General features: G+C 62.9%; 23 protein-coding genes and 1 tRNA gene. 14 read left to right on the top strand and 10 right to left on the bottom strand.

The features are described 5' to 3' along the window. The first annotated feature begins 264 nt into the window (after positions 1-264). From FJV83_RS16230 to FJV83_RS16250, 4 genes are all read left to right on the top strand, one after another. Positions 265-681: an isoprenylcysteine carboxylmethyltransferase family protein gene (locus FJV83_RS16230; RefSeq protein WP_142887458.1), complete on the top strand. Its 417-nt coding sequence runs from the start codon at positions 265-267 to the stop codon at positions 679-681. A 216-nt stretch (positions 682-897) separates the two neighbouring features. Continuing rightward, the gene (locus tag FJV83_RS16235; RefSeq protein ID WP_142885816.1) at positions 898-1743 is read left to right on the top strand and encodes a DUF3313 domain-containing protein; all 846 of its coding nucleotides are present in this window, start codon (positions 898-900) and stop codon (positions 1741-1743) included. A 594-nt stretch (positions 1744-2337) separates the two neighbouring features. Continuing rightward, positions 2338-2601 carry a hypothetical protein gene (locus tag FJV83_RS36985; RefSeq protein ID WP_142885815.1) on the top strand — a complete coding sequence of 88 codons (264 nt, stop codon included), beginning with the start codon at positions 2338-2340 and terminating at the stop codon, positions 2599-2601. Between the two features lie 111 nt (positions 2602-2712). Continuing rightward, positions 2713-3003 carry a helix-turn-helix transcriptional regulator gene (locus FJV83_RS16250; RefSeq protein WP_142885814.1) on the top strand — a complete coding sequence of 97 codons (291 nt, stop codon included), beginning with the start codon at positions 2713-2715 and terminating at the stop codon, positions 3001-3003. A gap of 36 nt (positions 3004-3039) precedes the next feature. Here FJV83_RS16250 and FJV83_RS16255 read toward each other — a convergent pair whose 3' ends face one another. Both FJV83_RS16255 and FJV83_RS16260 read right to left on the bottom strand, forming a co-directional pair. Further along, a complete protein-coding gene (locus FJV83_RS16255; protein ID WP_246691873.1) occupies positions 3040-4236 on the bottom strand; it encodes an MFS transporter in 1197 nt (398 codons plus the stop codon). Positions 4237-4239: 3 nt separating this feature from the next. Beyond that, the gene (locus FJV83_RS16260) at positions 4240-5631 is read right to left on the bottom strand and encodes an FAD-binding oxidoreductase (RefSeq protein WP_142885813.1); all 1392 of its coding nucleotides are present in this window, start codon (positions 5629-5631) and stop codon (positions 4240-4242) included. 112 nt (positions 5632-5743) lie between these two features. Here FJV83_RS16260 and FJV83_RS16265 point away from each other — a divergent pair, with 112 nt between their 5' ends. Beyond that, positions 5744-6649, top strand: coding sequence for a LysR substrate-binding domain-containing protein (locus tag FJV83_RS16265; RefSeq protein WP_142885812.1), 906 nt, complete (start codon positions 5744-5746; stop codon positions 6647-6649). Positions 6650-6693: 44 nt separating this feature from the next. On the opposite strand, the gene FJV83_RS16270 is transcribed toward FJV83_RS16265, so the two are convergent. Then, entirely contained in the window at positions 6694-7155 is a 462-nt protein-coding gene (locus tag FJV83_RS16270; RefSeq protein ID WP_095788677.1) for a cupin domain-containing protein, read from the bottom strand. 108 nt (positions 7156-7263) lie between these two features. On the opposite strand from FJV83_RS16270, the gene FJV83_RS16275 reads away from it, so the two are divergent. Beyond that, entirely contained in the window at positions 7264-8811 is a 1548-nt protein-coding gene (locus tag FJV83_RS16275) for a winged helix-turn-helix domain-containing tetratricopeptide repeat protein (protein WP_142885811.1), read from the top strand. 108 nt (positions 8812-8919) lie between these two features. On the opposite strand, the gene FJV83_RS16280 is transcribed toward FJV83_RS16275, so the two are convergent. Together FJV83_RS16280 and FJV83_RS16285 are read right to left on the bottom strand one after the other, a co-directional pair. Beyond that, positions 8920-8996: transfer RNA gene (locus FJV83_RS16280), tRNA-Arg, on the bottom strand. 277 nt (positions 8997-9273) lie between these two features. After that, positions 9274-10761 carry a HAMP domain-containing sensor histidine kinase gene (locus FJV83_RS16285; RefSeq protein WP_095773277.1) on the bottom strand — a complete coding sequence of 496 codons (1488 nt, stop codon included), beginning with the start codon at positions 10759-10761 and terminating at the stop codon, positions 9274-9276. A 280-nt stretch (positions 10762-11041) separates the two neighbouring features. Here FJV83_RS16285 and rpmH point away from each other — a divergent pair, with 280 nt between their 5' ends. The 6 genes from rpmH (at position 11042) to yihA (ending at position 15790) form a co-directional block, all read left to right on the top strand. Beyond that, a complete protein-coding gene (rpmH, locus tag FJV83_RS16290) occupies positions 11042-11176 on the top strand; it encodes a 50S ribosomal protein L34 (protein ID WP_008833937.1) in 135 nt (44 codons plus the stop codon). A gap of 14 nt (positions 11177-11190) precedes the next feature. Beyond that, positions 11191-11544 carry a ribonuclease P protein component gene (gene rnpA / locus FJV83_RS16295; protein ID WP_027040889.1) on the top strand — a complete coding sequence of 118 codons (354 nt, stop codon included), beginning with the start codon at positions 11191-11193 and terminating at the stop codon, positions 11542-11544. 14 nt (positions 11545-11558) lie between these two features. After that, on the top strand, positions 11559-13370 hold the full coding sequence (gene yidC / locus FJV83_RS16300) for a membrane protein insertase YidC (protein WP_142885810.1): 1812 nt from the start codon (positions 11559-11561) through the stop codon (positions 13368-13370). A gap of 166 nt (positions 13371-13536) precedes the next feature. Next, positions 13537-14097 (top strand): fasciclin domain-containing protein, encoded by a 561-nt coding sequence (locus FJV83_RS16305; protein ID WP_142885809.1) that lies wholly within the window; start codon positions 13537-13539, stop codon positions 14095-14097. A gap of 398 nt (positions 14098-14495) precedes the next feature. Further along, positions 14496-15134 (top strand): CatB-related O-acetyltransferase, encoded by a 639-nt coding sequence (locus FJV83_RS16310; RefSeq protein ID WP_142876722.1) that lies wholly within the window; start codon positions 14496-14498, stop codon positions 15132-15134. Continuing rightward, a complete protein-coding gene (yihA, locus tag FJV83_RS16315) occupies positions 15131-15790 on the top strand; it encodes a ribosome biogenesis GTP-binding protein YihA/YsxC (RefSeq protein ID WP_019862432.1) in 660 nt (219 codons plus the stop codon). The genes FJV83_RS16310 and yihA overlap by 4 nt, the downstream gene beginning before the upstream one ends. A 97-nt stretch (positions 15791-15887) precedes the next feature. Here yihA and FJV83_RS16320 read toward each other — a convergent pair whose 3' ends face one another. Then, positions 15888-16622, bottom strand: coding sequence for a TetR/AcrR family transcriptional regulator (locus FJV83_RS16320; protein ID WP_142876723.1), 735 nt, complete (start codon positions 16620-16622; stop codon positions 15888-15890). A gap of 128 nt (positions 16623-16750) precedes the next feature. Between FJV83_RS16320 and FJV83_RS16325 the strand changes: the two genes are divergently transcribed. Together FJV83_RS16325 and FJV83_RS16330 are read left to right on the top strand one after the other, a co-directional pair. Next, entirely contained in the window at positions 16751-17938 is a 1188-nt protein-coding gene (locus tag FJV83_RS16325; protein WP_095773272.1) for an HlyD family secretion protein, read from the top strand. A gap of 72 nt (positions 17939-18010) precedes the next feature. After that, a complete protein-coding gene (locus FJV83_RS16330; protein WP_142885808.1) occupies positions 18011-19606 on the top strand; it encodes a DHA2 family efflux MFS transporter permease subunit in 1596 nt (531 codons plus the stop codon). Positions 19607-19781: 175 nt separating this feature from the next. Here FJV83_RS16330 and msrB read toward each other — a convergent pair whose 3' ends face one another. The 4 genes from msrB to FJV83_RS16350 form a co-directional block, all read right to left on the bottom strand. After that, positions 19782-20285, bottom strand: coding sequence for a peptide-methionine (R)-S-oxide reductase MsrB (msrB, locus tag FJV83_RS16335; RefSeq protein ID WP_095773270.1), 504 nt, complete (start codon positions 20283-20285; stop codon positions 19782-19784). Between the two features lie 208 nt (positions 20286-20493). Continuing rightward, positions 20494-21051, bottom strand: coding sequence for a fasciclin domain-containing protein (locus FJV83_RS16340; RefSeq protein ID WP_142885807.1), 558 nt, complete (start codon positions 21049-21051; stop codon positions 20494-20496). Positions 21052-21276: 225 nt separating this feature from the next. Beyond that, complete coding sequence (locus FJV83_RS16345) at positions 21277-21999, bottom strand: anti-sigma factor (protein ID WP_142885806.1); 723 nt, start codon at positions 21997-21999, stop codon at positions 21277-21279. Further along, entirely contained in the window at positions 21996-22535 is a 540-nt protein-coding gene (locus FJV83_RS16350; RefSeq protein ID WP_095788500.1) for a sigma-70 family RNA polymerase sigma factor, read from the bottom strand. The genes FJV83_RS16345 and FJV83_RS16350 overlap by 4 nt, the downstream gene beginning before the upstream one ends. Positions 22536-22564: the final 29 nt, after the last annotated feature.

Consider the following 22564-nt stretch of genomic DNA (forward strand, 5'->3'; position numbering starts at 1 on the left):
GCTAAAGCTGGACCGTGATCCCGGTTCTTCAAATGCGAGAGAACGGACTGATGTCGGCGACCGATGCGGTGTTCCAGCAGGGCAAGAGGATGCGGTTCCTCTGGCTGGCCGTCCCATTGCTTTTGATGCCAATCCTGTTGTCGCAGAGCGCTTGGCCGCCGGAGACTCTTCCCCGCCAAGGCATGGAATTCATGGGTTGCGCCTTTATCCTCCTATGTATCGCCGGGCGGTGCTGGGCATCGCTGTATATAGGCGGACACAAGAATCGAGACCTCATTACCGAACGGCCCTTATCGATACACCCGCAACCCGCTGTACTTCTTTTCTTCCCTGGGGCTTGCCGGCATCGGCCTGACTTTTGGGTCGATCGCTATTGCGGCCTTCTATTTTTTGTTCGGGTATCTGGTCTTCGCTTATGTCTGCGCCCGCGAATCGATCGCTCTGGACGGGCTTTTCGGCGATGCTTACCGGGAATATTGCCGCGAGGTTCCCGCCTTCTTCCCCCGCCTCGGACGAAGCGCCGGCGGCGCCGCAGATCAGTTGCCCATGTCGTTCAACCCAGCTGCGCTGAAGCGTACTGCAATCGACAGTTCTTGCTTTCTCCTGGCAATCCCCGCGTCCGAACTCATCGAGACGTTGCGATTTGCAGGGCTCCTCAAGCCTATGTTGCCCCTCTTTTGATAGCTGCTGCCAGCCCGTTGAGACGGTTTCGAGCGTGCGTGCGGTTGCAGGGCCGCGCGATCACGCTGGCGCTTGCCGGGCAGCCGGCGACGTATGCGCCGGCTAAAGATCGAGGCTGATGGCAAGTTTTACCGAACTTTACACTGCCTTTACCGCCATTAACGCTGGGGCCGGTAAAGCCTGAACCCTTGATCCCCGGTTCAGGCGATTTTGACAATGATCGTGAAGCTTCGGCGACTTGAAATGCGGCCGCGGGCAGCGCTCAGCGTGGCCCTGTTCTCATGGTTGTCCGCCTGCACAAATGTGCCCTTGCCGGAGGGCACGTCCCTCGATTCCTCCGCCGGAATGCGCCCATCGGGCGGCACCCTCACGCATGCAAAATTGCGCGTGGATTCGGCACCGTTGCTCGCGGCGCAGACCGTGCGCATTGTACCGACCTCTACGCAGGTCGGCAGCCGTGGCTTTGATACCGACGACCTGGCGCTGGTGACCAACGCGATCGACCGGGCACTCTGCACCGACCTTGCCGACCGCTTCAGGGTCGTGGCCGCGAGCCAGCCGGCGGACCTCACCGTCCAAGCGACGGTCACCAACATCGTTGCGACGAACCGTACGGCAGCGGCGGGTTCCGTCGTTGCGTCGCTCGGCGGCGCGGCGGCGGGGCTCGGGGTTCCAATCCCGCGCCTTCCGATCGGCCTCGGCGGCCTGGCGATCGAGGCCGAGGCGATCGACAAGGAAGGCTCGCAAAGGGCAGCCATGCTCTGGTCGCGCGGTGCCAACATGATCACGACAAAGCCTCGGGTGTCCGCTGTCGGGGATGCGTACGCCCTCTCTTCGGCCTTCGCCGCGAACTTCGCCCGCATGGTGGTCACGGGCAAGGACCCATTCAAGGGAATGCCGGCGATACCATCCATGCAAAGACTGCGCGCCTCGCTGGGCGGCAATCCGAAATACGACGCCTGCAAGGCGTTCGGGAAGGCTCCCGGCATTTCGGGGCTCGTCGCCGCCCGATTTGGCTTGCCGCCCACCTGGACCGACAAGGGCGCTGTAGTCTCCCACTAGCGACGGAGAGCACATGTCGCGAGAATCGGCCATTACGGGTCTCGACCGTAGCCGCGCAGACACCGTGCCGCGCGACAGAATCTGCTCACCACCCGGTTGCCGCCTCGTCCTCAGCGGTTATTGAGGGGCCGTAATCAGACGTCGGTTTAGGCTCGATTGGCTAAGATATTCCAAAAGGACTTCGCTTCAGGACTGTCGCGGAGGCCATGGTCAATCAATGGTCACTGGCAGGTCTATGGGTCCCAAGAGGCCGCTCTGAACCGTCTCAGTTCGTCACAATCTTTGCTGCGAACGCGACCGCGAGCCGCCCAAATCGTCAGCCAAATTTCCGGCATCGCGATGGTGGGCAAGGCCCTTATGCTGGTCGCCGAGCAGTTGTTTGGCCGATTGGAGCCAGAACGCTGAGTTTCCCCGCGGCACTGACCTCCGGTCCTGCGTAGGTGGCGAAAGCGCCGGCCTCGTACGGTCGCTCACCTTCATCGGGCCCGACACGTCCAAGCCGATTGGGCACTCCTGCCGGAACTGTCAGCCGTCACGATCGTTTCATTCATTTGCGGGGCCAGGCTTGGAAAGCTAAAGAGAGGAGGACGAAAATTGACTGTCATCCTCATCGGTGCGTTACTCATCATCGCTGGCATTGTCTACATGGCAGGCGCGGCACTCTCATACGGTCGGCTCAGCAATTTGGCACCGCACGGCACTCCAGCCGATCGGTCGACCTCAAGGCTGGCAACGCCTGGCCCAACTCTTGAGCCGCGCCGGCGTGGGCTCGGGTTTCTCGGCTTCTCGCGCAACTGGCCAGGGCTGCTAATGATAGCGGTCGGCATCGTTCTAATGTTGTCCGGCGCAGTGCCTTAGGCGCGGGAGCTAGGCGGCCTTTCGTGTACGGTTAGGACCAGCTATGACGCGACCTTGCGGTTCACGCCCTGCGGAAGCGCATTCCAAGCGCTCTGGTCCCTCAAACAGTGAATGGTCCGGCCTGCGATCCCCGCCGCGATCGTGTTCGTGGCCGATCCGGACAGCGCGCCGCAGACCGCGCAGGACCAGTTGAGCAATCTCTGTCGGCTGACCGCGGCCGCAGCCGCCGCGGCCATGGTGATCGCACGCGGCGAAGGGCTTCAGGTGGTCGCGGATGAGCTTGAAATCGGCCCGGGCACGGCCCGCACCCAGCTGCAGCACCTATCCGAAAAGACGGAGACGCGGCGACAGGCGGAGTTGGTGCGCCTTATCGCGGCCTGTGGACTTTACGACCGACAATAGCCGGAGCGCAGACCTTGCGTGACCTCCGCCTCGCGCTCAAGTCGGTGAAGCGGCCGGCCGATACCGGCCGGCAACGATACGACGAAAGAGCCACAGGATGACCGGGCAAACCAGGAGCGCGACGGCGCCGAAGTCGAGCGCGGCGCTCGCGGAGCCGACCGATGTGGAGAGCTTTCCTCCGATCGCCGGTCCGGCCAGCATGCCGGCGTAGTAGACCGTGTAGAATAATCCCATTCCGATCGGCCGCGTTTTCTGCTCGAGCACGCGCGCGGGCAGGCTCATGATCGCACCAGCCGGCAAGCCGCAGAAGATTCCAAGAGCGACGACGATGGGAAGCACGGCGCCGCTTCGCGACAGGAGAAGTGTCAGAATCGCGAAGGCAATGCAGCCTGTCACGAGGATGGTCTCTCCGCGTTTGGTCCGATCGGCGAGGAAGCCGCCGAACGGAACCGAAAGCACGGCGAGCCAGAGCACGATACTGATGGTTGGTCCGGCGGCCGCACTGGACCAGCCTCGCTCGACAAGCATCGACGGCCCGAAACTGAAGATCATCGCAAAGCCGATATTGTAGAGGCACCAGATCAAGCCGGCGGCAATCACCGCGCAGATCGTGCCGGCGGTCAGGTTGCCGCGCTCTGCTTTGACCGCGACGGGCGCATCTGGCGCGCGATAGACCAAAGTCACGAGGCAGAGACCGATCAGGATCAACCCCGCGACGGCAAGGTTGACGGCATGCAGCCCGAATGTCGCTCCGATTGCTGGCAACAGCATCAGCGAGATTGCGATGCCAGCCGGCCACGAGTTGATGAAAACGGCCATCGCGGTGGCGATTTCCCGACCGGCAAACCAGTCCGCGACCATCTTGGTCATCAGAACATTCAGGAGAACACCGCCGATGCCCGCCGTCAGTCGGCCCGCGATCTGCGCGCTCCATGACGGTGACGCGGTCATCAGCAGTTCGCCGGCCAGCATCATCACCAGTCCGGCGAGGACCGTCACCTTGTCGCCATAGCGGCGGCCGATCGCGCCGCCAGGCAAGGCCAGCATGGCGCCCGGCGCAAAATAGAGTCCGATCAGAACACCGATATCGGCCAGACTCGCGCCGAGAGCCTGGCTGAGCTGTGGCGCGACGGCGGCGACGCTCTGAAACTGAAAAGCGATGGCGGCACGAGCGACGAACAGGACGGCAAGAATCGTCCAGCGGCTTCGCACCTGGATTTCGCCCAATGCCATAGACTATGCCGTCGGCTTGATATTCTGGTTGAGACGGAAGAAATTGGTCGGATCGTATTTGTCCTTGAGCGCGACAAGGCGTGCGTAATTTTCACCATAGGCGTCACGCACCCGGTCCTCGCCCTCGTCACCGAGATTGTTGGCATAGACACCGCCGGTCGAATAGGGCCTGAGGGCGCTCCACAGCTCGCGCGCCCAACCCATGTTCGCGTCGTCATCGGCCGGATCGTTCCAGATCGCGATCGGAAAGCAGTCGAAGGCCGCATCGCGATTGGCGTAGGGTGAATCCGCTATCGGAACCCGTGCGATTGCCCCGCCGACGTGCTGGAAAACCAGCAAAGACGAGGTGTTGGGAGCTCGCGCATAGGCGTCGAGCAGCGCATCGATCGCGCCTATGCTGATCTGGCGCAGGAATTGCGCCTTCCAATAGTAGCGGCGGCCGCGCGGAAACAGGGCATCGCCGCCCGACTGAATCTCAAGATAAGGGACAGTTGCCAGGCGTGTCTCGACGGGCGAGCCGAACTTGACGATCGGTGAAAGGGCAAGCTCGCCGTCATGTTGCGAACCGACATAGCTGCCGGCGATGCTGAAGAACCGGTCGCCCGACGGCAGCGTTACGAGAGCCGCATCAACGTTTACCTCATCGGCAGCGTTTCGGGCGAATTCATCATAGAACTGCATGGCGCCACGCGCCTGATCGTAAGGATGAAGCGCCGACGCGACAAGCAGTGAAGTGCCGATCGCATGCAACTGGTATTCAAACGCCGTCACGATGCCAAAATTGCCGCCGCCGCCCCTCAAGCCCCAGAACAGGTCCGGGTGTTCGATCGCACTGGCCCTCAGGATCTGTCCCTCGGCGGTCACCACTTCGGCGGCAATCAGATTGTCGCAGGTCAGCCCGTATTTTCGCCCGAGCTTGCCGAAGCCGCCGCCAAGCGTGAGCCCGGCGATACCGGTATCGCTGTTGACGCCCATGGTGGTCGCCAGTCCGTGCGCCTGCGTGGCACGATCGAATTCGCCCAGATCGAGGCCGGCCTCCGCGCGCGCGGTTCGACGGACCGGATCGACATCGATGCGTTTCATCCGCGACAGGTCGATGACCATGCCGCCGTCACAGACCGAGAGGCCAGCGACATTGTGGCCTCCGCTGCGGACGGCTACCGGGAGCGCGCTGGATCTCGCGAACGTCACAGCCTCAACCACATCCTGGGCATCGGCGCAGTAGGCAATCATGGCCGGCTTTTTATCGATGGCGCCATTCCAGACCTTACGCGCCTCGTCGTAACCGGCGTTCCCCTCGAGGATCACATTGCCCTTGAGCCGTGGCCGTGGGGTGGGCCGAGGTCCGGGGCGCGATTTGCCTATCAGGCCGTCATATGGCTGTCGCTGCTCCATCCGATCTGCTCCTCGCCGCAAATGCCCATGCCATCATCTCATGGAGTGCCAAACCATTTCAAAATCGAAGAATTCAGGTGCTGGATGAGAAAATCTCATCTACGCTGATGGAATGAGGAAGCTTCCACCGCTTCGCGCGCTCCATGCCTTCGAGGCCGCAGCCCGGCATCACAGCTTCGGGACCGCCGCGAAGGAGCTCGGCGTGACGCCGACGGCAATCAGCCACCAGATCCGACAGTTGGAAGAGGCCTGCGGTGTCAAGCTGTTCCAACGCCGCCCGCGGCCGTTGCTCCTAACGAGCGCGGGCGCTCGTCTCTATCCGGCCTTGCGCAATGGCTTCGACGCGTTGGCCTCGGCGGTGGCGCTATTGATCGAAGAGGATGTACAAGCGCCGCTGCGCGTGACGAGCCCGAACGCGTTCGCCAGCAAATGGCTGGTTCCGCAACTGCCGAAATGGCGTGAAGCAAACCCCGCCGTCCCTTTGGAGATCATCGGCACGGACACTGTCCTCGATCTGAGGGCGGGCGCCGCGGACGTCGCAATCCGCTATGCGCGAAAGCCGCCGCTCGATTTTGTGGCACACGAGGTGTTTCGGGACGTATACATTCCCGTTTGCAGCCCACATCTGCTGGAGCGCCATGGCCCGATCACGCGGGCTGCGGATCTCCTGCGTCTTCCTTTGATCCACTATGACTGGATGAACCGCGATCCGGAAGCGCCGACCTGGCGGCAATGGCTGGCGGTTGCACGGTCGATCGATCCCGATTTCACCCCCCTCGAAAAGGTCTGGGACCTGAGTTTCCGCGAGGAGCTCCATGCGATCGATGCCGTTGTCGGCGGACAGGGAGTTGCGATCTGCAGTGACGTGGTCGTGAGCAATGAATTGAGAAACGGACTGCTGGTGAAGGCGCATCCGCTCTCCCTGCCCGGCTACGGATTTTATCTCGTCTCCATGGCCCACAGTCCGCGGATGCCGGCCATCGCGGCCTTCTCGATGTGGCTGAGGGCGCTCAGATGAAGCCGGAAAACCGGCGACTGGCGACGTTGCGGCCCTGATCGATCTCACGGTCTTGTCGTCAAAGTCGAGAGCTGATCCGTGTCATAGCGGTTTCGCAGATCGGCGAGCGCCTTTGGGTCCGGCGCACCCTGCGCAGCGAGTTTCGCGAGTTCTTCGAAATAGTGCTCATGCCCGGGCGGAGAGACTGTCATCAGCACGCGGGCCGGTTTCTCGCTGACATTCGTGATGTTGTGTGGCACGCATGGCGGGATGAACAGATAGGTTCCGGGCGTTGCGCGGATCGTTTTGTCGCCGACATGCCACTCACACTCGCCCTCGAGCAGGTAGAAGGTCTCCTCCTGCACCCGGTGAACATGCCGCCCGGTGGCGAACCCCGCCGGGATCGTCCAGTCGAACATGCTCGTGTGCTTGGTATGTTCGCCGGTGACGAGGAAGACCATAGGATGACCACGCAGCATGACTCCGTTCTTCTCATCGGGCATGCGAATGACGGCATCGGCGCTCATGTGATCCTCCATCGACCATGTGCTGACTTCTGCAGGCACGTGCGTAAGATCGGTGCTCCGTGCCGGGAAGTCGTGAATCCGTTCCTAAAAATCTGCTAAAAGCGTTGAATGACAATCGGAGGCGACATCTACCGGTTCGGCCCGTTCCGCCTCGATCCGGCGGCGGGCATTCTCTACCGAGGGACCGAGCCGACCATGCTTGGGCGGCGCGCCGTCGCGCTGCTGCGCCAACTGCTCGAAAACGCGGGCGTACCGGTGTCAAAGGACGCGCTGGTCGAGGCCGGCTGGGGCGGATTGGCGGTTGCCGACAACAATCTGACGGTTCAGATCGCAGCCTTGCGCCGGGTGCTGGCGCAGGCGGCGGATGCGGAGAGCTGGATCGAAACGTTGCCGCGGCGCGGCTATCGCTATGTCGGACCGGCCGTTGCGGCCAATGATCCTGCCCCTGCCGGGTCGGCACTGACATTGCCCGACAAGCCATCCGTCGCGGTTCTGCCGTTCTCGAACCTGAGCGGCGATCCAGAGCAGAACTACTTCGCCGAAGGGATGGTCGACGACATCATCACGGGCCTCGCACGCATTAAGTGGCTGTTCGTCATCGCGCGAAACTCAACCTTCGCCTACAAGGGTCGTGCCGTGGACGTGAAGCAGGTCGGTCGCGAACTTGGCGTGCGCTACGTGCTCGAAGGCAGCGTGCGAAAGGCGGGCTGCAACGTGCGTGTGACCGGCCAGATGATCGATGCATCGACCGGCGCTCATGTGTGGGCCGAACGCTACGACCGCAGCTCCGACGATATCTTCGCGCTTCAGGATGAGATCGCGCTGTCGGCCGTTGGCGCAATTGCACCAAGCATACGGCGTGCCGAAATCGACAGGGTGAAGCGCAAGCGTCCCGACAGTCTCGATGCCTACGATCTCGTGCTCCGGGCCCAGCTCGATGTCGATTCCGGCATGCCTGAGCAGATCACGCGAGCGCTTGTGTTGCTCGAACGTGCGATCGAACTCGATCCCGCTTACGCGTTGGCGCACGGCAGCGCGGCGATGTGCCACCATTGCCTCTTCCTCCGCGCCGGCTTGCAGGAAGCCAACCGTGCCGCTTCGATCCGCCACGCCCGTTCCGCGATTCTGCACGGACAGGACGATGCGGCGGCGCTGACGCTGGCGGGGTTTTCCATTGGCATGGATGGGCACGACCGCGGCGCTGCTTTCACCGCGCTGGAAGCCGCACTCGCCATCAGTCCATCGTCTGCACTGACCTACATCCTTGGCAGCGTCATTCTCGGGTGGGCCGGCGACGCCGAACGGGCCATCGAATGGAGCGAGCGCGGCATGCGGCTCAGCCCGTTCGATCCATGGGCCTTCGCCGCGTTCGACGCGCAGGCGATGAGCCATCTGCTGCGCGGCCGCTATGAGGAATCCTGCCGTGCGGCCTACAAGTCAGTTCAGGCCAATCCCGCGCACAGCATCACTTATGTGCAATTGGCCGCGGCACTCGTGAAACTCGGACGGCTGGAAGAAGCAAAGGCAGCCGCCGCGAGGGTGCTCGAACTGCATCCAGCATTCCGCTATGGCCGCCAGTTCGCCGGGGTGAATTGTGCCCCGGCGCTTGCGGCAACTCTTGGCGATGCGCTGCGGACCGCCGGGCTCCCGGAGTAGCGTGCTGCTGCGCTTTTCGCCTTCCGCCATTTCCCGATCTCGGCTCGGGCGAGGTTCCGGCGGCTATCGGCGGGAAATTGTGGCGTCGCGCGGTGGCAGTGGATGAAATGGCGCGCCCGAAGAGATTCGAACTCCTGACCCCCAGATTCGTAGTCTGGTGCTCTATCCAGCTGAGCTACGGGCGCGCATCAGGCCATGTTTTCAACGGCCCCGCGATCCGATCCGAAGGACCGGCCGCGAATGTGTGCAGTTCCCTAACGACTGAATTTGGGAAAAGCAAGCCGATCCGGCAAAAGTTTTGTCGTGGGCGTGTCATCCGGTGACGACGGCCCCGATCCCAGGGCTTTGAAGCTGCCGCGAAGCCGGTCTCGCTCAGGCAGAGAGGGGAAAAGTCTCGGGCGAAGCTCATCGAAAGCGTCAGGCTCGAAGGGCAGAAGCCTCGGGAAAACAGCGCCGAGGCCGTCACGCCGGGCGGCGCAGGCTGCCGCGGGCCTGATCGAGCCGCACCGGCTGGTCGGGAATGGTGACGGCGAAAGTGGTGCGCCCGCCGATCGATTCGACCAGTTCCACAGTACCGCCATGCGCCCGGATCAGTTCGTGAGCGATCGCCAGGCCAAGGCCGGTGCCGCCGCTGCGCGCCGAGCCGCGGAACGCCGCGAACAGGTTTTCGCGCGCCTTCGGCGGCAGGCCGGGGCCGGTATCGGTGACGGCGATGCGGCTGACGCTGCCCATGCGCTCGGCCGATACGGCGAGCCGCCGCACCACGGCGCTCTCCGTGTCGGCCGCCATCGCCTGCACCGAGTTGCGGCACAGATTGGTGAGCACCCTGAACAGCTGGTCGGAATCGGCGTCCACCTCGAAAGCCGCCTCGACGGCGTTGATGAACTCGATGCCTTCCTCGATGTCGAGCAGGCCGTGCACGTCCTCGACCAGCTGGCGCAGCCGCACCCGGCGGCGCGAAGGCGGCGGCTCCTGCGTGCGGCCATAGTGCAGCACGCCTTCCGAATAGGAGACGGCCCGGTCCAGCGCGCGCAAGAGCTTCGGCGCGAAGGCCTGCACGGTTGGGTCCCTGACCTGGCGCAGGCGGTCCGATATCAGCTGCGCCGAGGCCAGGATGTTGCGCATGTCGTGGTTGATCTTCGACACCGCCAGGCCGAGATCGGCAAGGTGTTTCTGCTCCGAAAGCATCTTCTGCAGCCGCTCCTGCATCTGCGACAGCTCGCGTTCGGCGACGCCGATCTCATCGGAGCGGGCGGCGGGACGGATGATGCGGCCGGGATCGTCGGGCGCTTCGGAGAAGGACAGCATCGAGCGCGTCATGGTGCGGATCGGCCCGATCATGATCAGGTCGATCGCGGCATAGACCAGCATGGCGGTGAACAGCGAGATCAGCAGCGAGACGAAGGCGACGTTGCGCGAATAGATGAGCATGGCCTTGCGCAGCGAGTAGTCCGGCATGATCAGCTCGAATTCCTTGTCGCTGTCGCCGACCGGACCGAAGACGCGCAGCATCCGGTCGCCGCCGAAGAACAGCGTATCGAGCGCGCCGGTCATGCCCTTGATCATGCCGACGCTGGCGAGGTCGATATGCTCGTCGACCTGAGGCGGCATGTCCGCCACCACCAGAAGCCGCGAGACGCCGCCGTCGCGCACCGCGATCGCCTTGGCGCCGATCGCCATCAGCACGTCATTCTGCGCCGTGCGCGACAGCGAAGTCGACTCGCCCTGCACCAGCACGATCGACACGGCCGCCGCTGTGCTCAGCCGTTCCTTGAGCCAGCTCAGCCGGTAGCTGGCGATCCAGGGCAGGAAGATGAGCACTTCGGCCAGAAGCACGAAAACGATCGTCAGCAGCAGCAGTTTCGTCGACAGGCCGCGCGACAGGGGTACCGTGCGGACGGCGGCGGGCGCCGTTCCGTTCACTTCCCCCGCCTGGCTGGTTTCGCTCATGCGATCCTGTCTTCACAATCACTTGATCGGCCAAGATTAGGCGATTACGGCATTTTTGCCAATTTCATCCTTTGGCCGGAACATTAAATTACCGTCATGAAGCCTGCGTCCACGCCGCGCCGACGCCGGATTGACTTCCAAAACCCTTCTTTCTATAAGCCCGCTCACGCTCGGGCCATTCGTCCCGGCGCGGTTTCGATCGCGCCAAAGCCGGCCCGGCAAAGCTCCTGTTACAGAGTGACAGAATCAAGAAGGGCCGCACCCCGCGGTATTAAAACAAATGAAGCGTACCTACCAACCGTCCAAACTCGTCCGCAAACGCCGGCACGGTTTCCGTGCCCGCATGGCCACCAAGGGTGGTCGTGGCGTCGTCGCAGCTCGCCGCAACCGCGGCCGCAAGCGGCTCAGCGCCTAAGCGAGACGATATCGTTGCCCGCAACCGGCAAGCCAGTGGGGCAAAATCCCAAGCGGCTTCTGAAACGCGCGGAATTCCTGGCCGTCCGTCGTGGTGAAAAGCGACGCGGACGGTTTTTCCTCGTCGAGGTCCTCGACCGCGGCGATGGCGGGGTGCCGCGCGTCGGCTACACCGTCACCAAGAAGGTCGGCAACGCTGTTGTGCGCAACCGCGTCAGGCGGCGGCTTAAAGAGGCCGTCCGCGTCCATGCCGCAGATGACATGGTGCCCGGCAATGATTATGTCATCGTCGGGCGCGATGATGCGCTGCGCGCCCCCTTCGGCCAGTTGAAGGCCGAACTCTCCCGCCGACTTCGCGGAACACGATAGGCCAAGGGCTCTCGATGGAAAACAACCGGAACTTCTTCATCACCATCGCGCTGTCGGTGCTGATCCTGACTTTGTGGCAGGTTTTCTACATGAACCCGCGCGTCGAGCAGCAGCGCGAGGCCGCCAAGATCGAGCAGCAGCGGGTGGAAGAGCAGAAGAAGGCGGCCGAGGCCGCCAATCCGGGTGCTGGAACGCCGGCTCCGGCGCCGGGCACCATTCCCAACGCGCCCGGCGGTGACACCGTCACCGCGGCCGGCCGCGATCAGGCGCTGGCCGCTTCCAAGCGCGTCAAGATCGACACGCCGAGCCTCGAGGGCTCGATCAACCTGACCGGCGCCCGCCTCGACGACCTCAAGCTCAAGCACTACACCGAGACCGTCGACAAGAATTCGCCCGAGATCGAACTGCTCAACCCGCAGGCGCTGCCTACCGGCTATTTCGCCGAGATCGGCTTCGTCGGCAACGACAAGACCGGCACGGTGCCGGGTGCCGAAACGGTGTGGAATGTCGACGGCAATCCGACGCTGAGCCCGTCGACGCCGGTGACGCTCACCTACACCAATGACAAGGGCCTGACCTTCAAGCGCACCTTCTCCGTCGACGCCAACTACATGTTCACGGTCACCGACACGGTGCAGAATTCCGGCACCAGCGCGGTTTCGCTGTTCAACTACGGCCGCGTTACCCGCTACGACAAACCGGCCGTCGCCAGCACCTATGTGCTGCATGAAGGCCTGATCGGCTTCACCGGCACCGAAGGCCTGCAGGAACACAAATACGCGTCCATCGAGAAGGACAAGCAATCCCAGCCGGGCAAGTCGAGCGACGGCTGGCTCGGCATCACCGACAAATATTGGGCCGTCACGCTTGTGCCGACAGAGAAGCAGCCGTTCCAGCCGCGCTATGCCTATTTCGAGGATGGCCGCCACCGCTATCAGTCCGACTTCCTGACCGACGCGATCAATGTCGAGGCCGGCCAGTCGGCGACCGTCGAGACCGAGGTCTTCGCCGGCGCCAAGGAAGTCGCCAAGATCAACGCCTATGCCGAAGAGCGCCACATCAAGCGGTTCGACCTTCTGATCGACTGGGGTTGGTTCCACTTCATCACCAAGCCGATGTTCTGGCTGATCGACACGCTCTACAAATTCCTCGGCAATTTCGGCCTGGCGATCCTCGCCACCACCGTCATCGTCAAGGCCATCTTCTTTCCGCTCGCCAACAAGTCCTACGCGTCGATGGCGAACATGAAGAAGGTGCAGCCCAAGATGCTGGAGATCCGCGAGAAATACGCGGACGACAAGATGAAGCAGCAGCAGGCGATGATGGAGCTGTACAAGACCGAGAAGATCAATCCGCTTGCCGGCTGCTGGCCGGTGGCGCTGCAGATCCCGGTCTTCTTCTCGCTCTACAAGGTGCTCTACATCACCATCGAGATGCGCCATGCGCCGTTCTTCGGCTGGATCCAGGATCTGGCGGCGCCCGATCCGACCTCGATCTTCAACCTGTTCGGCCTGGTTCCGATCACGTTGCCGCACATGCTGATGATCGGTGTCTGGCCGCTGATCATGGGCGTCACCATGTTCCTGCAGATGCGCATGAACCCGACGCCGCCGGATCCGACGCAGGCCGCGATCTTCACCTGGATGCCTGTTATCTTCACCTTCATGATGGCGGGCTTCCCGGCCGGCCTCGTCATCTACTGGGCCTGGAACAACACGCTGTCGATCCTCCAGCAGGGTGTGATCATGAAGCGCCAGGGCGCCAAGATCGAGCTATGGGACAATCTGATGGCACTGTTCAAAAAGAAACCGTCGCCGGCGGAATAAAAGCTCCCCTCTCTCTAAAAGCCCGGTTCGTCCGGGCTTTTTCTTTGGGCGGACATTCGTTCACGTTCCCGTGATCGGCGAAACTGCAAGCGGTCGCGGAGCGTGACTGCGTGTGCATTTCCAAAGGCTATCAATTCCGATCAGCCCTCACCCGGAGGAAGACCACATGCGCTTGCCGTCGTTCAGGATCATCGCCGTTTCCGCTCTCGTCGCCGGCCTGGCGATTGCCGCCCCCGCCTACGCCAAGAACCCTGTTGTCGGCGGGGCGCCGATGTACACCACCAAGAACATCGTCGAGAACGCCGTCAATTCGAAGGATCACACGACGCTGGTCGCCGCCGTCAAGGCCGCCGGCCTGGTCGACACGCTGCAGGGCGCCGGCCCGTTCACCGTCTTCGCCCCGACCAATGAGGCCTTCGCGGCGCTTCCGGCCGGCACGGTCGACACGCTGCTCAAGCCCGAGAACAAGGACAAGCTCACCAAGGTACTGACCGCGCATGTCGTGGCCGGCAAGATTTCAGGCGGCGAGATGATGAAGCAGGCCAAGGCGATGGGCGGCAAATACGAGATGAAGACCGTCTCCGGCGACACGCTGACCGCCGAGGTCAAGAAGGGCAAGCTCTACATCGTGGACGAGTCCGGCGGCGAGGCGAAGGTGACCATCGCCGACGTCAACCAGTCGAACGGCGTCATCCATGTCGTCAGCAAGGTGCTGTTGCCGAAATAGCGTCTTCCGGCGAAAGGGGCAGTGGCAGGTCGTTGGGGCTTTCTTGGCCTGCCATCCCCGCCTCGTGACGAGGTGCCAAGTTTCTTGGGGAAGTCGTTATCGGCGAGGCCGGGGTCCTGTAGTCACTCACAGGGCCCCGGTTTCTTTTTGTGTACCGTGAAGACGCTGGGCTTCAGCGATCGAACATCAACCGTTTCCGGCGCATCATTCCATCACGGCACGATGGTCGAGCTTGGCCGGCGTGCCTGGCTTGCGCAGCAAGAGCGGCAACACATGAGCCTGGCACGCACGGAAGACTCGCTCCCCGGCCGATTGGTGCTATAGGGCGGATCACGTTATTTTGACCAGGCGCCTCCGGCAGCGGATGCGCCTGTCTGCCAATTCCCGGACGAACCGACATGGACGGACCCAACCCCAACATCAAGCACCCGATCCCGATGCACACGCGCGTCGGCTTCCTGAAGCCGCTGGTGACGGAGCCGAACATCGAGATCGGCGACTTCACCTATTATGACGACCCGGAGGGACCGGACAAATTCGCGCAGAAATGCGTGCTGCACCACTATCCCTTCATCGGCGACAAGCTCATCATCGGCAAGTTCTGCGCCATCGCCGAAGGCGCGCGCTTCATCATGAACGGCGCCAACCACGCAATGTCCGGCTTTTCCACCTATCCGTTCAACATTTTCGGCCATGGCTGGGAACAGGGTTTTGACCCGGCGACATGGTCGAAGGAGGTGCGCGGCGACACGGTGGTCGGCAGCGATGTCTGGATCGGCATGGAGGCGGTGATCCTGCCCGGCGTGGAAATCGGCCATGGCGCCATCATCGCCGCCAAATCGGTTGTGACGCACGATGTGCCGCCCTATGCCATTGTCGCCGGCAATGCCGCCAAGGTGGTGAAGATGCGTTTCGACGACAGGACGATCAGGCGTTTGCTGGCACTGGCATGGTGGCATTGGCCGGTGGACAAGATCGGCCGCAACCTCGATGCCATCAGGGGCGCCAACATCTCTCTTCTGGAGGCAGCAGCTTGAACGCTCTGAATAGCACTGTGATCACCACCGACCTGTTCACGCGCGGGTGGATATTCATCCGCGGCGTGCCGGCCATGAAGTTCCTGCCGCCGGAAGGGCCGCCGGAAATCGCCTTTGCCGGCCGCTCCAATGTCGGCAAATCGTCGCTGATCAACGCGCTGGTCAACCAGAAAGGGCTGGCGCGCACCTCCAACACGCCGGGGCGCACGCAGGAATTGAATTATTTCGTGCCGGACGGATTTTCGGGCGAGGGCGCCGACCTGCCGCCGATGGCACTGGTCGACATGCCGGGCTACGGCTACGCCACCGCGCCCAAGGAGAAGGTCGACGAGTGGACCAAGTTGGTCTTCGACTATCTCAAGGGCCGGGTGACGCTGAAGCGGGTCTATGTGCTGATCGATGCCCGCCACGGCATCAAGGCCAAGGACGACGAGGTGCTGTCGCTGCTCGACAAGGCGGCGGTGTCCTACCAGATCGTGCTGACCAAGACCGACAAGATCAAGGTCGCCGGCGTACCGCGGCTGATCGAGGAGACGCTGCAAAAGATCAAGAAACGGCCGGCGGCGTTTCCGTTCGTCCTGGCGACGTCATCGGAAAAGGGCGAGGGGCTGGAGGAATTGCAGGCCGCGATCGTGCTTGCCGCCAATGGCGGCTAGGGCAATTCCAGGAAAAGTGCGAGCGGTTTTCCCTTGGGAATTGCGTCAAAACAGTGAGTTAGAGCGGTTCGCCGTTTCCATGAAACGGTGAAACGCTCTAGGCCTTTGCCTCCAGCGCTATCATCTGGTGGCTTTCTTCCTCGGCGAGCCGTTCGGTGCCGTAGTTCTTCAGGAACATGCCGACGCCCGACCTGACGATGTGGTCGATCTCTTCGTCGCTCGGAGCCTTGGTGCGGTAGGCGAAGATGCACTGCCGGAAGAGGCCGGCCAGGCACAGTTCGGTGAACTGGTAGGCGGCAAGATCGACATCGTCGATCTTGAGCAGGCCGCGTTCGATGGCGGCATTGAGAAACTCCACCACCTTGTCATGGCCGCGTTTGGGGCCGCGTTCGTAGAACCGCGCGCCCATGTCGGGGATCCTGTCGGAGGCGCCGATCACCGTGCGCTGCGCCTGGATGACCTTGGCCGAGGTGATCTTCATCGACAGCACCGTGCCGAACTTCACCAGCGTCTGGCGCAGATCGTCGGCGCGGTCGAGCATGTCGTACATGTTCTTGAAGATAGTACCGCGCTCTTCTTCGATCAGCGCCTCGAACAGCTCTTCCTTGTTGGCGAAGTAGACATAGATGGTGCCCTTCGACACGCCCGCTTCGCGCGTGATGTCGTTCATCGAGGCGGCCTCGAAGCCCTTGTCTATGAAGACACGGCGGGCGCCATCGATGATCTGGCTGCGCTTGACCGGGTCCTGTCCGGCCGCCGGCCTGCCACGGCGCAGGCTCTCCAGCAGATCGCCGCATTTGTCGTTTTCGACGTCGGGCGTTGTCTCGGCCATAAAAGTCACACCTCGAAAATAATTCGAACCAACCGGTTCGATTGCCTCTTGATATGGTCCTCTTTTCACGCTATGTCAACGGCCGGATCGAACCGAACGGTTCAGTATTATTACTTTAGAGAGATGTCATGTCCTCGAACGCGCCCAGCACTGCCGAAGTCCGCCCTTTCCCCAACGCCAAGGTCGCTCCGGCGACGGAAGCACCGGAAATTCCCGTCCTGCCGGTGGCACCGCCGCCGGCGGCTGAAGCTCCGGCCAAGAAGAAGCGCTCGGTGCGCTCCTTCCTGCTGCCGATCATCGGCCTTGCCCTCCTGAGCGGCGGCGCATGGTACGGCTATGACTACTGGACCACGGGCCGTTTCATGATCTCGACCGACGATGCCTATGTCCAGGCCGACATGGCGTTCGTTTCGCCCAAGATCTCCGGCTATGTCGACCAGGTCAAGGTCAGCGAGAACCAGCTGGTCAAGGCCGGCGACCCGCTGCTGACGATCGACGATGGCGACTACAAGATCGCCGTCGCCCAGACCGAGGCGCAGATCGCCACGCTGGCCAAGACGCTCGACCGCATCGACGCGCAGACCAAGGCAGCACAGGCGTCCCTGCAACAGGCCCAGGCGCAGAAGGTCGCCGACCGGGCCGCTGCCGACAACGCCGCCCGTGCCCAGCAGCGCGCCGCACAGCTGGTCAAGACCCATGTCGGTACGCAGGCGCAACTGGACGACGCGCAGACCGCGCTCGACCAGGCCAATGCAGCGCTGGTTGGCGCCGATGCGCAGATCGCCGCCGCGCAGGCCAATATCGGCGTGTTCGAGGCGCAGCGCGCCGAGTCCGCGAGCACGCTCGCTTCGCTGCAGCTCAGCCGCGACAAGGCCGCGCGCGACCTGTCCTTCACCGTGCTCAAGGCGCCTTATGACGGCGTCGTCGGCAACCGTTCCGTCGAGCAGGGCGACCTCGTCAGCCCTGGCCAGAAGCTCGCCGTCGTCGTGCCGTTGGACAAGCTCTACATCGTCGCCAACTTCAAGGAGACGCAGCTTGCCCGCCTGGTTCCCGGCGAAAAGGTCAACATCTCGGTCGACGCCATAGACGGCCATCCCATCCAGGGAACCGTCTCGTCGCTCGCTCCTGCCTCGGGCGCGGTCTTCTCGCTGCTGCCGCCGGAAAACGCCACCGGCAACTTCACCAAGGTTGTGCAGCGCGTCCCGGTCCGCATCGACGTGCCGGCCGATGCCCTGAAGGCCGGCAAGCTGCGTGCTGGCTTGAGCGTTGTCGTCAACGTCGACAGCCGCACCGCACCTGCCGCGACGACCAACTAAGCGCTTTCGGAGGGCGGCTCGGCGGCTGATGAAGCGCTGGGCCGCCCGGCCTGCCTCAAGGAGGCCCATGAAATGGCAACCGCAACCATCACCGCAGGAGCGCCGCCGGCAAGGCCGGCGGTCCCTGACACCATTTCCACACGCCGCGTCATCGCCTTCCTGGCGATGGTGTTCGGCATGTTCATGGCGATCCTGGACATCCAGATCGTGTCGGCTTCGCTGGCCGAAATCCAGGCGGGCCTCAGCGCCAGCTCCGACGAAATTCCGTGGGTGCAGACGGCCTATCTGATCGCCGAGGTGGTCATGATCCCGCTGTCGGGCTTCCTCAGCCGGATGCTGTCGACGCGCGTGCTGTTCACCATCGCCGCTGCCGGCTTCACCGCGGCCAGCGCGCTTGCCGCGACCGCCACCAACATCGACCAGATGATCGTCTACCGCGCCGTGCAAGGCTTCATCGGCGGCGGCATGATCCCGAGCGTCTTTGCCGCGGCCTTTACCATCTTTCCGCCCTCCAAGCGCGCCGTCGTCTCGCCGATGATCGGTCTGGTGGCGACGCTGGCGCCGACCATCGGCCCGACCGTCGGCGGCTATATCAGTCACGCCTTTTCATGGCACTGGCTGTTCCTGGTCAATGTCGTGCCCGGCATCCTGGTGGCGACCGCCGCCTGGTCGCTGATCGATTTCGACAAGCCCAATCTCAAGCTGTTCAACAAGTTCGACTGGTGGGGCCTCGCCGGCATGGCGGCCTTCCTCGGCTGCATGGAATATGTGCTGGAAGAGGGTCCGAACAATGACTGGCTGCAGGACCAGGGCGTGTTGATCTGCGCCATCGTCATGAGCATCGGCGCGGTGATCTTCTTCTGGCGTGTCTTCACCGCCGAGGAGCCGATCGTCGATCTCAGGGCCTTCAGCAACGTCAACTTTGCCTTCGGCTCGCTGTTTTCCTTCGTCATCGGCATCGGCCTCTACGGCCTGACCTATCTCTATCCGGTCTTCCTCGGCCGTATCCGCGGCTATGATTCGATGATGATCGGCGAGGCGCTGTTCGTCAGCGGCCTGGCGATGTTCGTCACCGCGCCGATCTCCGGCATCCTGTCGAGCAAGATGGATTTGCGGCTGATGATGATGATCGGCTTCTTCGGCTTCGCCACCGGCACCTGGTGGATGACGCATCTGACCGCCGACTGGGATTTCTACGAGTTGCTCATCCCGCAGATCCTGCGCGGCTGTTCGATGATGCTGTGCATGGTGCCGATCAACAACATCGCGCTCGGCACCTTGCCGCCCGACCGGCTGAAGAACGCGTCCGGCCTGTTCAACCTCACCCGCAACCTCGGCGGTGCCGTCGGCCTTGCCCTCATCAACACCGTGCTGATCGACCGCAACGCCTTCCACTATGCGAGGCTGGCCGAGCATGTGCAGTGGGGCAGTGCCGCCGCGCAGACCAAGCTGCAGAACATGACGCTGAACTTCGAGCAGACATCAGGCCTCGACGCGGCCGGTGCGGCGATCTCCAAGCTGTCGGGCATGGTCCATCAGCAGGCGGCGCTGCTGTCCTTCATGGACGTGTTCTACATGCTGACGGTGCTGTTCGCGACGCTCGGCCTGTTCACCATGCTGATCAACAAGCCGGCCGCGCCCAGTGGAGGTGGGGGCGGCGGGCACTAAGCAATTCCAGGAAAAGTGTGAAGCGGTTTTCCGTCAGGAATTGCGCCAAAACAGAATAACCAACACGTGGGCAGCGGTTTCGGGAAGTTCCTCCAGTCCACGCCCGAAAAGCTCTGACCGCGCAAAAAAACTCCGGGCCGCAAGACCCGGAGTTTTTCGTTTCCGGTCTAACTCGTCAGGCCGTGGCCGGCTTGAAGGTCAGTGCCACGCCGTTGATGCAGTGGCGCAGGCCGGTCGGCGCCGGACCGTCGTCGAAGACATGGCCGAGATGACCGCCGCAGCGGCGGCAATGCACCTCGGTGCGGGTCATGCCGAGCGACCTGTCCTCGGTCTTGCCGATGCCGTTGGCGATCTCCTGCCAGAAGCTCGGCCAGCCGGTGCCGGAATCGAATTTCGTCTCAGAGGGGTAGACCGGCAGGTCGCAGCCTGCGCAGGCGAAAATGCCCTTGCGGTGCTCGTTGAGCAGCGGGCTAGTGCCCGGATATTCCGTGCCTTGCTTGCGCAGCACGTCGAAAGCGGCGGGCGACAATATGGCTTTCCACTCGTCGTCCGTCTTGGTGATCTCGAACTTCTCGGCCGCCAGCGCGGGCTGCGGAGTGCCCATGCGCAGCATGGTCGCGGCGGCTCCGACGACGCCAATGGCGGCGGCCCCGCTCAAAAGAAAGTCGCGACGGTTCATGACCAGTTCCTCCGGTTGTCCTTTTGCCAAACTATACCGCCACGCCAAAATCAAAAACCGGTGACGGTTGCCCCAAACGACACTCCGCGCCGTTCCATGGTTGACCATGCGCGGCGCGGAGCGTGCGCGTCGATTGCGGATCACGGGAGCGGGATGACGCAATCGGCGGAGAGCTCTTGCCGCAGGTTCGTCCGCGGCAAGCCCCTTGTTACATCTTCGGCAAAAGAACCTTGTCGATGACGTGGATGACGCCGTTGGACTGCTCGACATCGGCGATCGTCACATTGGCGACATTGCCGTTCTCGTCGGTGACGGTGACCTTGCCGCCCTCGGCCTTCAGCGACAGCTCGCAGCCGCCGACCGTCTTGACCTTGTGCGTGCCGCCGTCAGCCTTGGCCATTGACGCCACATCCGCCGCCATCGCCTTGGCGCCGATGACATGGCAGGTCAGGACCTTGGTCAGCTTGTCCTTGTTCTCGGGCTTGAGCAGCGTGTCGACCGTGCCGGCCGGCAGTGACGCGAAGGCCTCGTTGGTCGGCGCGAAGACGGTGAACGGACCGGCGCCCTGCAGCGTCTCGACCAGGCCAGCGGCCTTGACGGCGGCGACCAACGTCGTGTGATCCTTCGACTTCACGGCGTTCTCGACGATGTTCTTCTGGGCATACATGGCGGCGCCGCCAACCATCGGGTTTTCGGCATAGGCCGCGGTGGCAAGAGCGGAAATAGCGATCGTACCGGCAAGCAAAAGGGTGGCGTATCTACGCATGATGTTCAAACTCCTCGGGTTTCTCTTCCCATTTGTGGGAACGCGAGGAGATACGGAACACAAACGCACGAGTTTCAGAATATTCTCAGATTTTTGATTTTTTCGCTCGGGCAAAGAGATCTGCTGGCGTACCTTCTTGCCGGCACGCACACCTGTTCTAGGCATGTGTTACATAAGATATATTGGGAACATTCCGGAGACGGCTTCGCTGCGATATGCAGCAGGTCAGATGCCCTTCAGGTCGCCAGCGGCAACCACCGGTCCGGTCGGTTGTCCCGTCGGCGAGCCGCCGGCCGGTTCCAGGCTGACGGCCAGCACCGCGCCCTGCGCCAGCTTCTGCTGCGTGGCGGGCGAGACCCCGATATGCGCGGTCGCGCCGGCCGGGATGACGCCCATCGAGACCGGAGCGTTCTTGCCCTCGATCATCCAAAGTTCGAAGTCCTTGCCGGAAGCGAGCGTGCCGGAAACATGCGAAAGGCTGACGTCATGCCGCTCGGAATCATAGACGGCGAGATATTTTACATCGCTGCCGTCGGCCGCCAGCGAGGCGACAAGCCGCGCCTGCGGCTGTTCGGCCGGCCGATTGACATAGGGCACGGCGATATAGAGCGCCAGGGCCGCGACCGCAGCCACGGCAAGGCCGCGCCAGAAGGCGAGGCTGGACCACAGGCCGGCGCGTGCCTCGGCCGATGTGGCCGCGCTCGATGCGAACAGCCGGCGGTCGACAGCAGCCTTCACCGTAGGCGGCGGCTCGACCTCCGCATAGGCTGATGCCAACGGCGAGAGGCGTACCTCCCAGCCATCGACGAGCCGCGCGAAATCGGTCTCGCTGTCGATGCGCCTGGAGGCGATCTGCCGCTCTTCCACCGGCAGAACACCGAGAACGTATTCGGCGGCGAACAGGTCGTCGCCTCCACGTTCCGGTCCATTGTCCTCTGCCAGTGTCATCGTTCCAGACATTCTCTCAGTTTCATCAGGCTACGGCGCAGCCAGGTACGCATTGTGTTCAGCGGCACGCCGTGGCGCTCCGCCAGTTCGGCATAGCTTTCGCCCTTGAGATAAGCGCCCCGGACGGCCGCCGCCCGGTCCTTCTCCAGTTCCTCGAGACAATGATGGATGCGTACGGATTCGTCGCCCGCCACCACCATCGCTTCAGGTCCCGGTGCCGGATCGGCCACGTCAAGCGCGGCATCGATATCGGCGGCAGGCTTGCGCCGCGCCCTGACGCGATCGATCGCGTGGTTGCGGGCGATTGCCACCAGCCAGGAGATCGGGCTCAGATCGGAGACGGCAAAACGATCCGCCTTCGTCCATATCTTGACGAAGACTTCCTGTAGCGCTTCTTCAGCATCTCCCCGGTCGTTCAATACACGAAGGCACACACCGAAAAGTTTCGCGCTGGTCTGCCGGTAGAGCAGATCGAACGCGGCCCGATCCTTCATCGAAGTCCGGACGATCAGCTTGGTGATGTCCTGCGGCGTCATGCGCGCCAAGTTAGGCGATTGCGTTGTAT

Source organism: Mesorhizobium sp. WSM4307, assembly GCF_007003945.1.
Lineage (GTDB): Bacteria > Pseudomonadota > Alphaproteobacteria > Rhizobiales > Rhizobiaceae > Mesorhizobium.

What these genes read in the sequence shown, in the direction of transcription:
- FJV83_RS16235 (WP_142885816.1), top strand. Translation starts at nt 898, where the DNA reads ATGATCGTGAAGCTTCGGCGACTTGAAATGCGGCCGCGGGCAGCGCTC.
- FJV83_RS16250 (WP_142885814.1), top strand. Translation starts at nt 2,713, where the DNA reads ATGGTCCGGCCTGCGATCCCCGCCGCGATCGTGTTCGTGGCCGATCCG.
- FJV83_RS16255 (WP_246691873.1), bottom strand. Translation starts at nt 4,236, where the DNA reads ATGGCATTGGGCGAAATCCAGGTGCGAAGCCGCTGGACGATTCTTGCC.
- FJV83_RS16260 (WP_142885813.1), bottom strand. Translation starts at nt 5,631, where the DNA reads ATGGAGCAGCGACAGCCATATGACGGCCTGATAGGCAAATCGCGCCCC.
- FJV83_RS16265 (WP_142885812.1), top strand. Translation starts at nt 5,744, where the DNA reads ATGAGGAAGCTTCCACCGCTTCGCGCGCTCCATGCCTTCGAGGCCGCA.
- FJV83_RS16270 (WP_095788677.1), bottom strand. Translation starts at nt 7,155, where the DNA reads ATGAGCGCCGATGCCGTCATTCGCATGCCCGATGAGAAGAACGGAGTC.
- FJV83_RS16275 (WP_142885811.1), top strand. Translation starts at nt 7,264, where the DNA reads ATGACAATCGGAGGCGACATCTACCGGTTCGGCCCGTTCCGCCTCGAT.
- FJV83_RS16285 (WP_095773277.1), bottom strand. Translation starts at nt 10,761, where the DNA reads ATGAGCGAAACCAGCCAGGCGGGGGAAGTGAACGGAACGGCGCCCGCC.
- rpmH (WP_008833937.1), top strand. Translation starts at nt 11,042, where the DNA reads ATGAAGCGTACCTACCAACCGTCCAAACTCGTCCGCAAACGCCGGCAC.
- yidC (WP_142885810.1), top strand. Translation starts at nt 11,559, where the DNA reads ATGGAAAACAACCGGAACTTCTTCATCACCATCGCGCTGTCGGTGCTG.
- FJV83_RS16305 (WP_142885809.1), top strand. Translation starts at nt 13,537, where the DNA reads ATGCGCTTGCCGTCGTTCAGGATCATCGCCGTTTCCGCTCTCGTCGCC.
- FJV83_RS16310 (WP_142876722.1), top strand. Translation starts at nt 14,496, where the DNA reads ATGGACGGACCCAACCCCAACATCAAGCACCCGATCCCGATGCACACG.
- FJV83_RS16320 (WP_142876723.1), bottom strand. Translation starts at nt 16,622, where the DNA reads ATGGCCGAGACAACGCCCGACGTCGAAAACGACAAATGCGGCGATCTG.
- FJV83_RS16325 (WP_095773272.1), top strand. Translation starts at nt 16,751, where the DNA reads ATGTCCTCGAACGCGCCCAGCACTGCCGAAGTCCGCCCTTTCCCCAAC.
- FJV83_RS16330 (WP_142885808.1), top strand. Translation starts at nt 18,011, where the DNA reads ATGGCAACCGCAACCATCACCGCAGGAGCGCCGCCGGCAAGGCCGGCG.
- msrB (WP_095773270.1), bottom strand. Translation starts at nt 20,285, where the DNA reads ATGAACCGTCGCGACTTTCTTTTGAGCGGGGCCGCCGCCATTGGCGTC.
- FJV83_RS16340 (WP_142885807.1), bottom strand. Translation starts at nt 21,051, where the DNA reads ATGCGTAGATACGCCACCCTTTTGCTTGCCGGTACGATCGCTATTTCC.
- FJV83_RS16345 (WP_142885806.1), bottom strand. Translation starts at nt 21,999, where the DNA reads ATGACACTGGCAGAGGACAATGGACCGGAACGTGGAGGCGACGACCTG.
- FJV83_RS16350 (WP_095788500.1), bottom strand. Translation starts at nt 22,535, where the DNA reads ATGACGCCGCAGGACATCACCAAGCTGATCGTCCGGACTTCGATGAAG.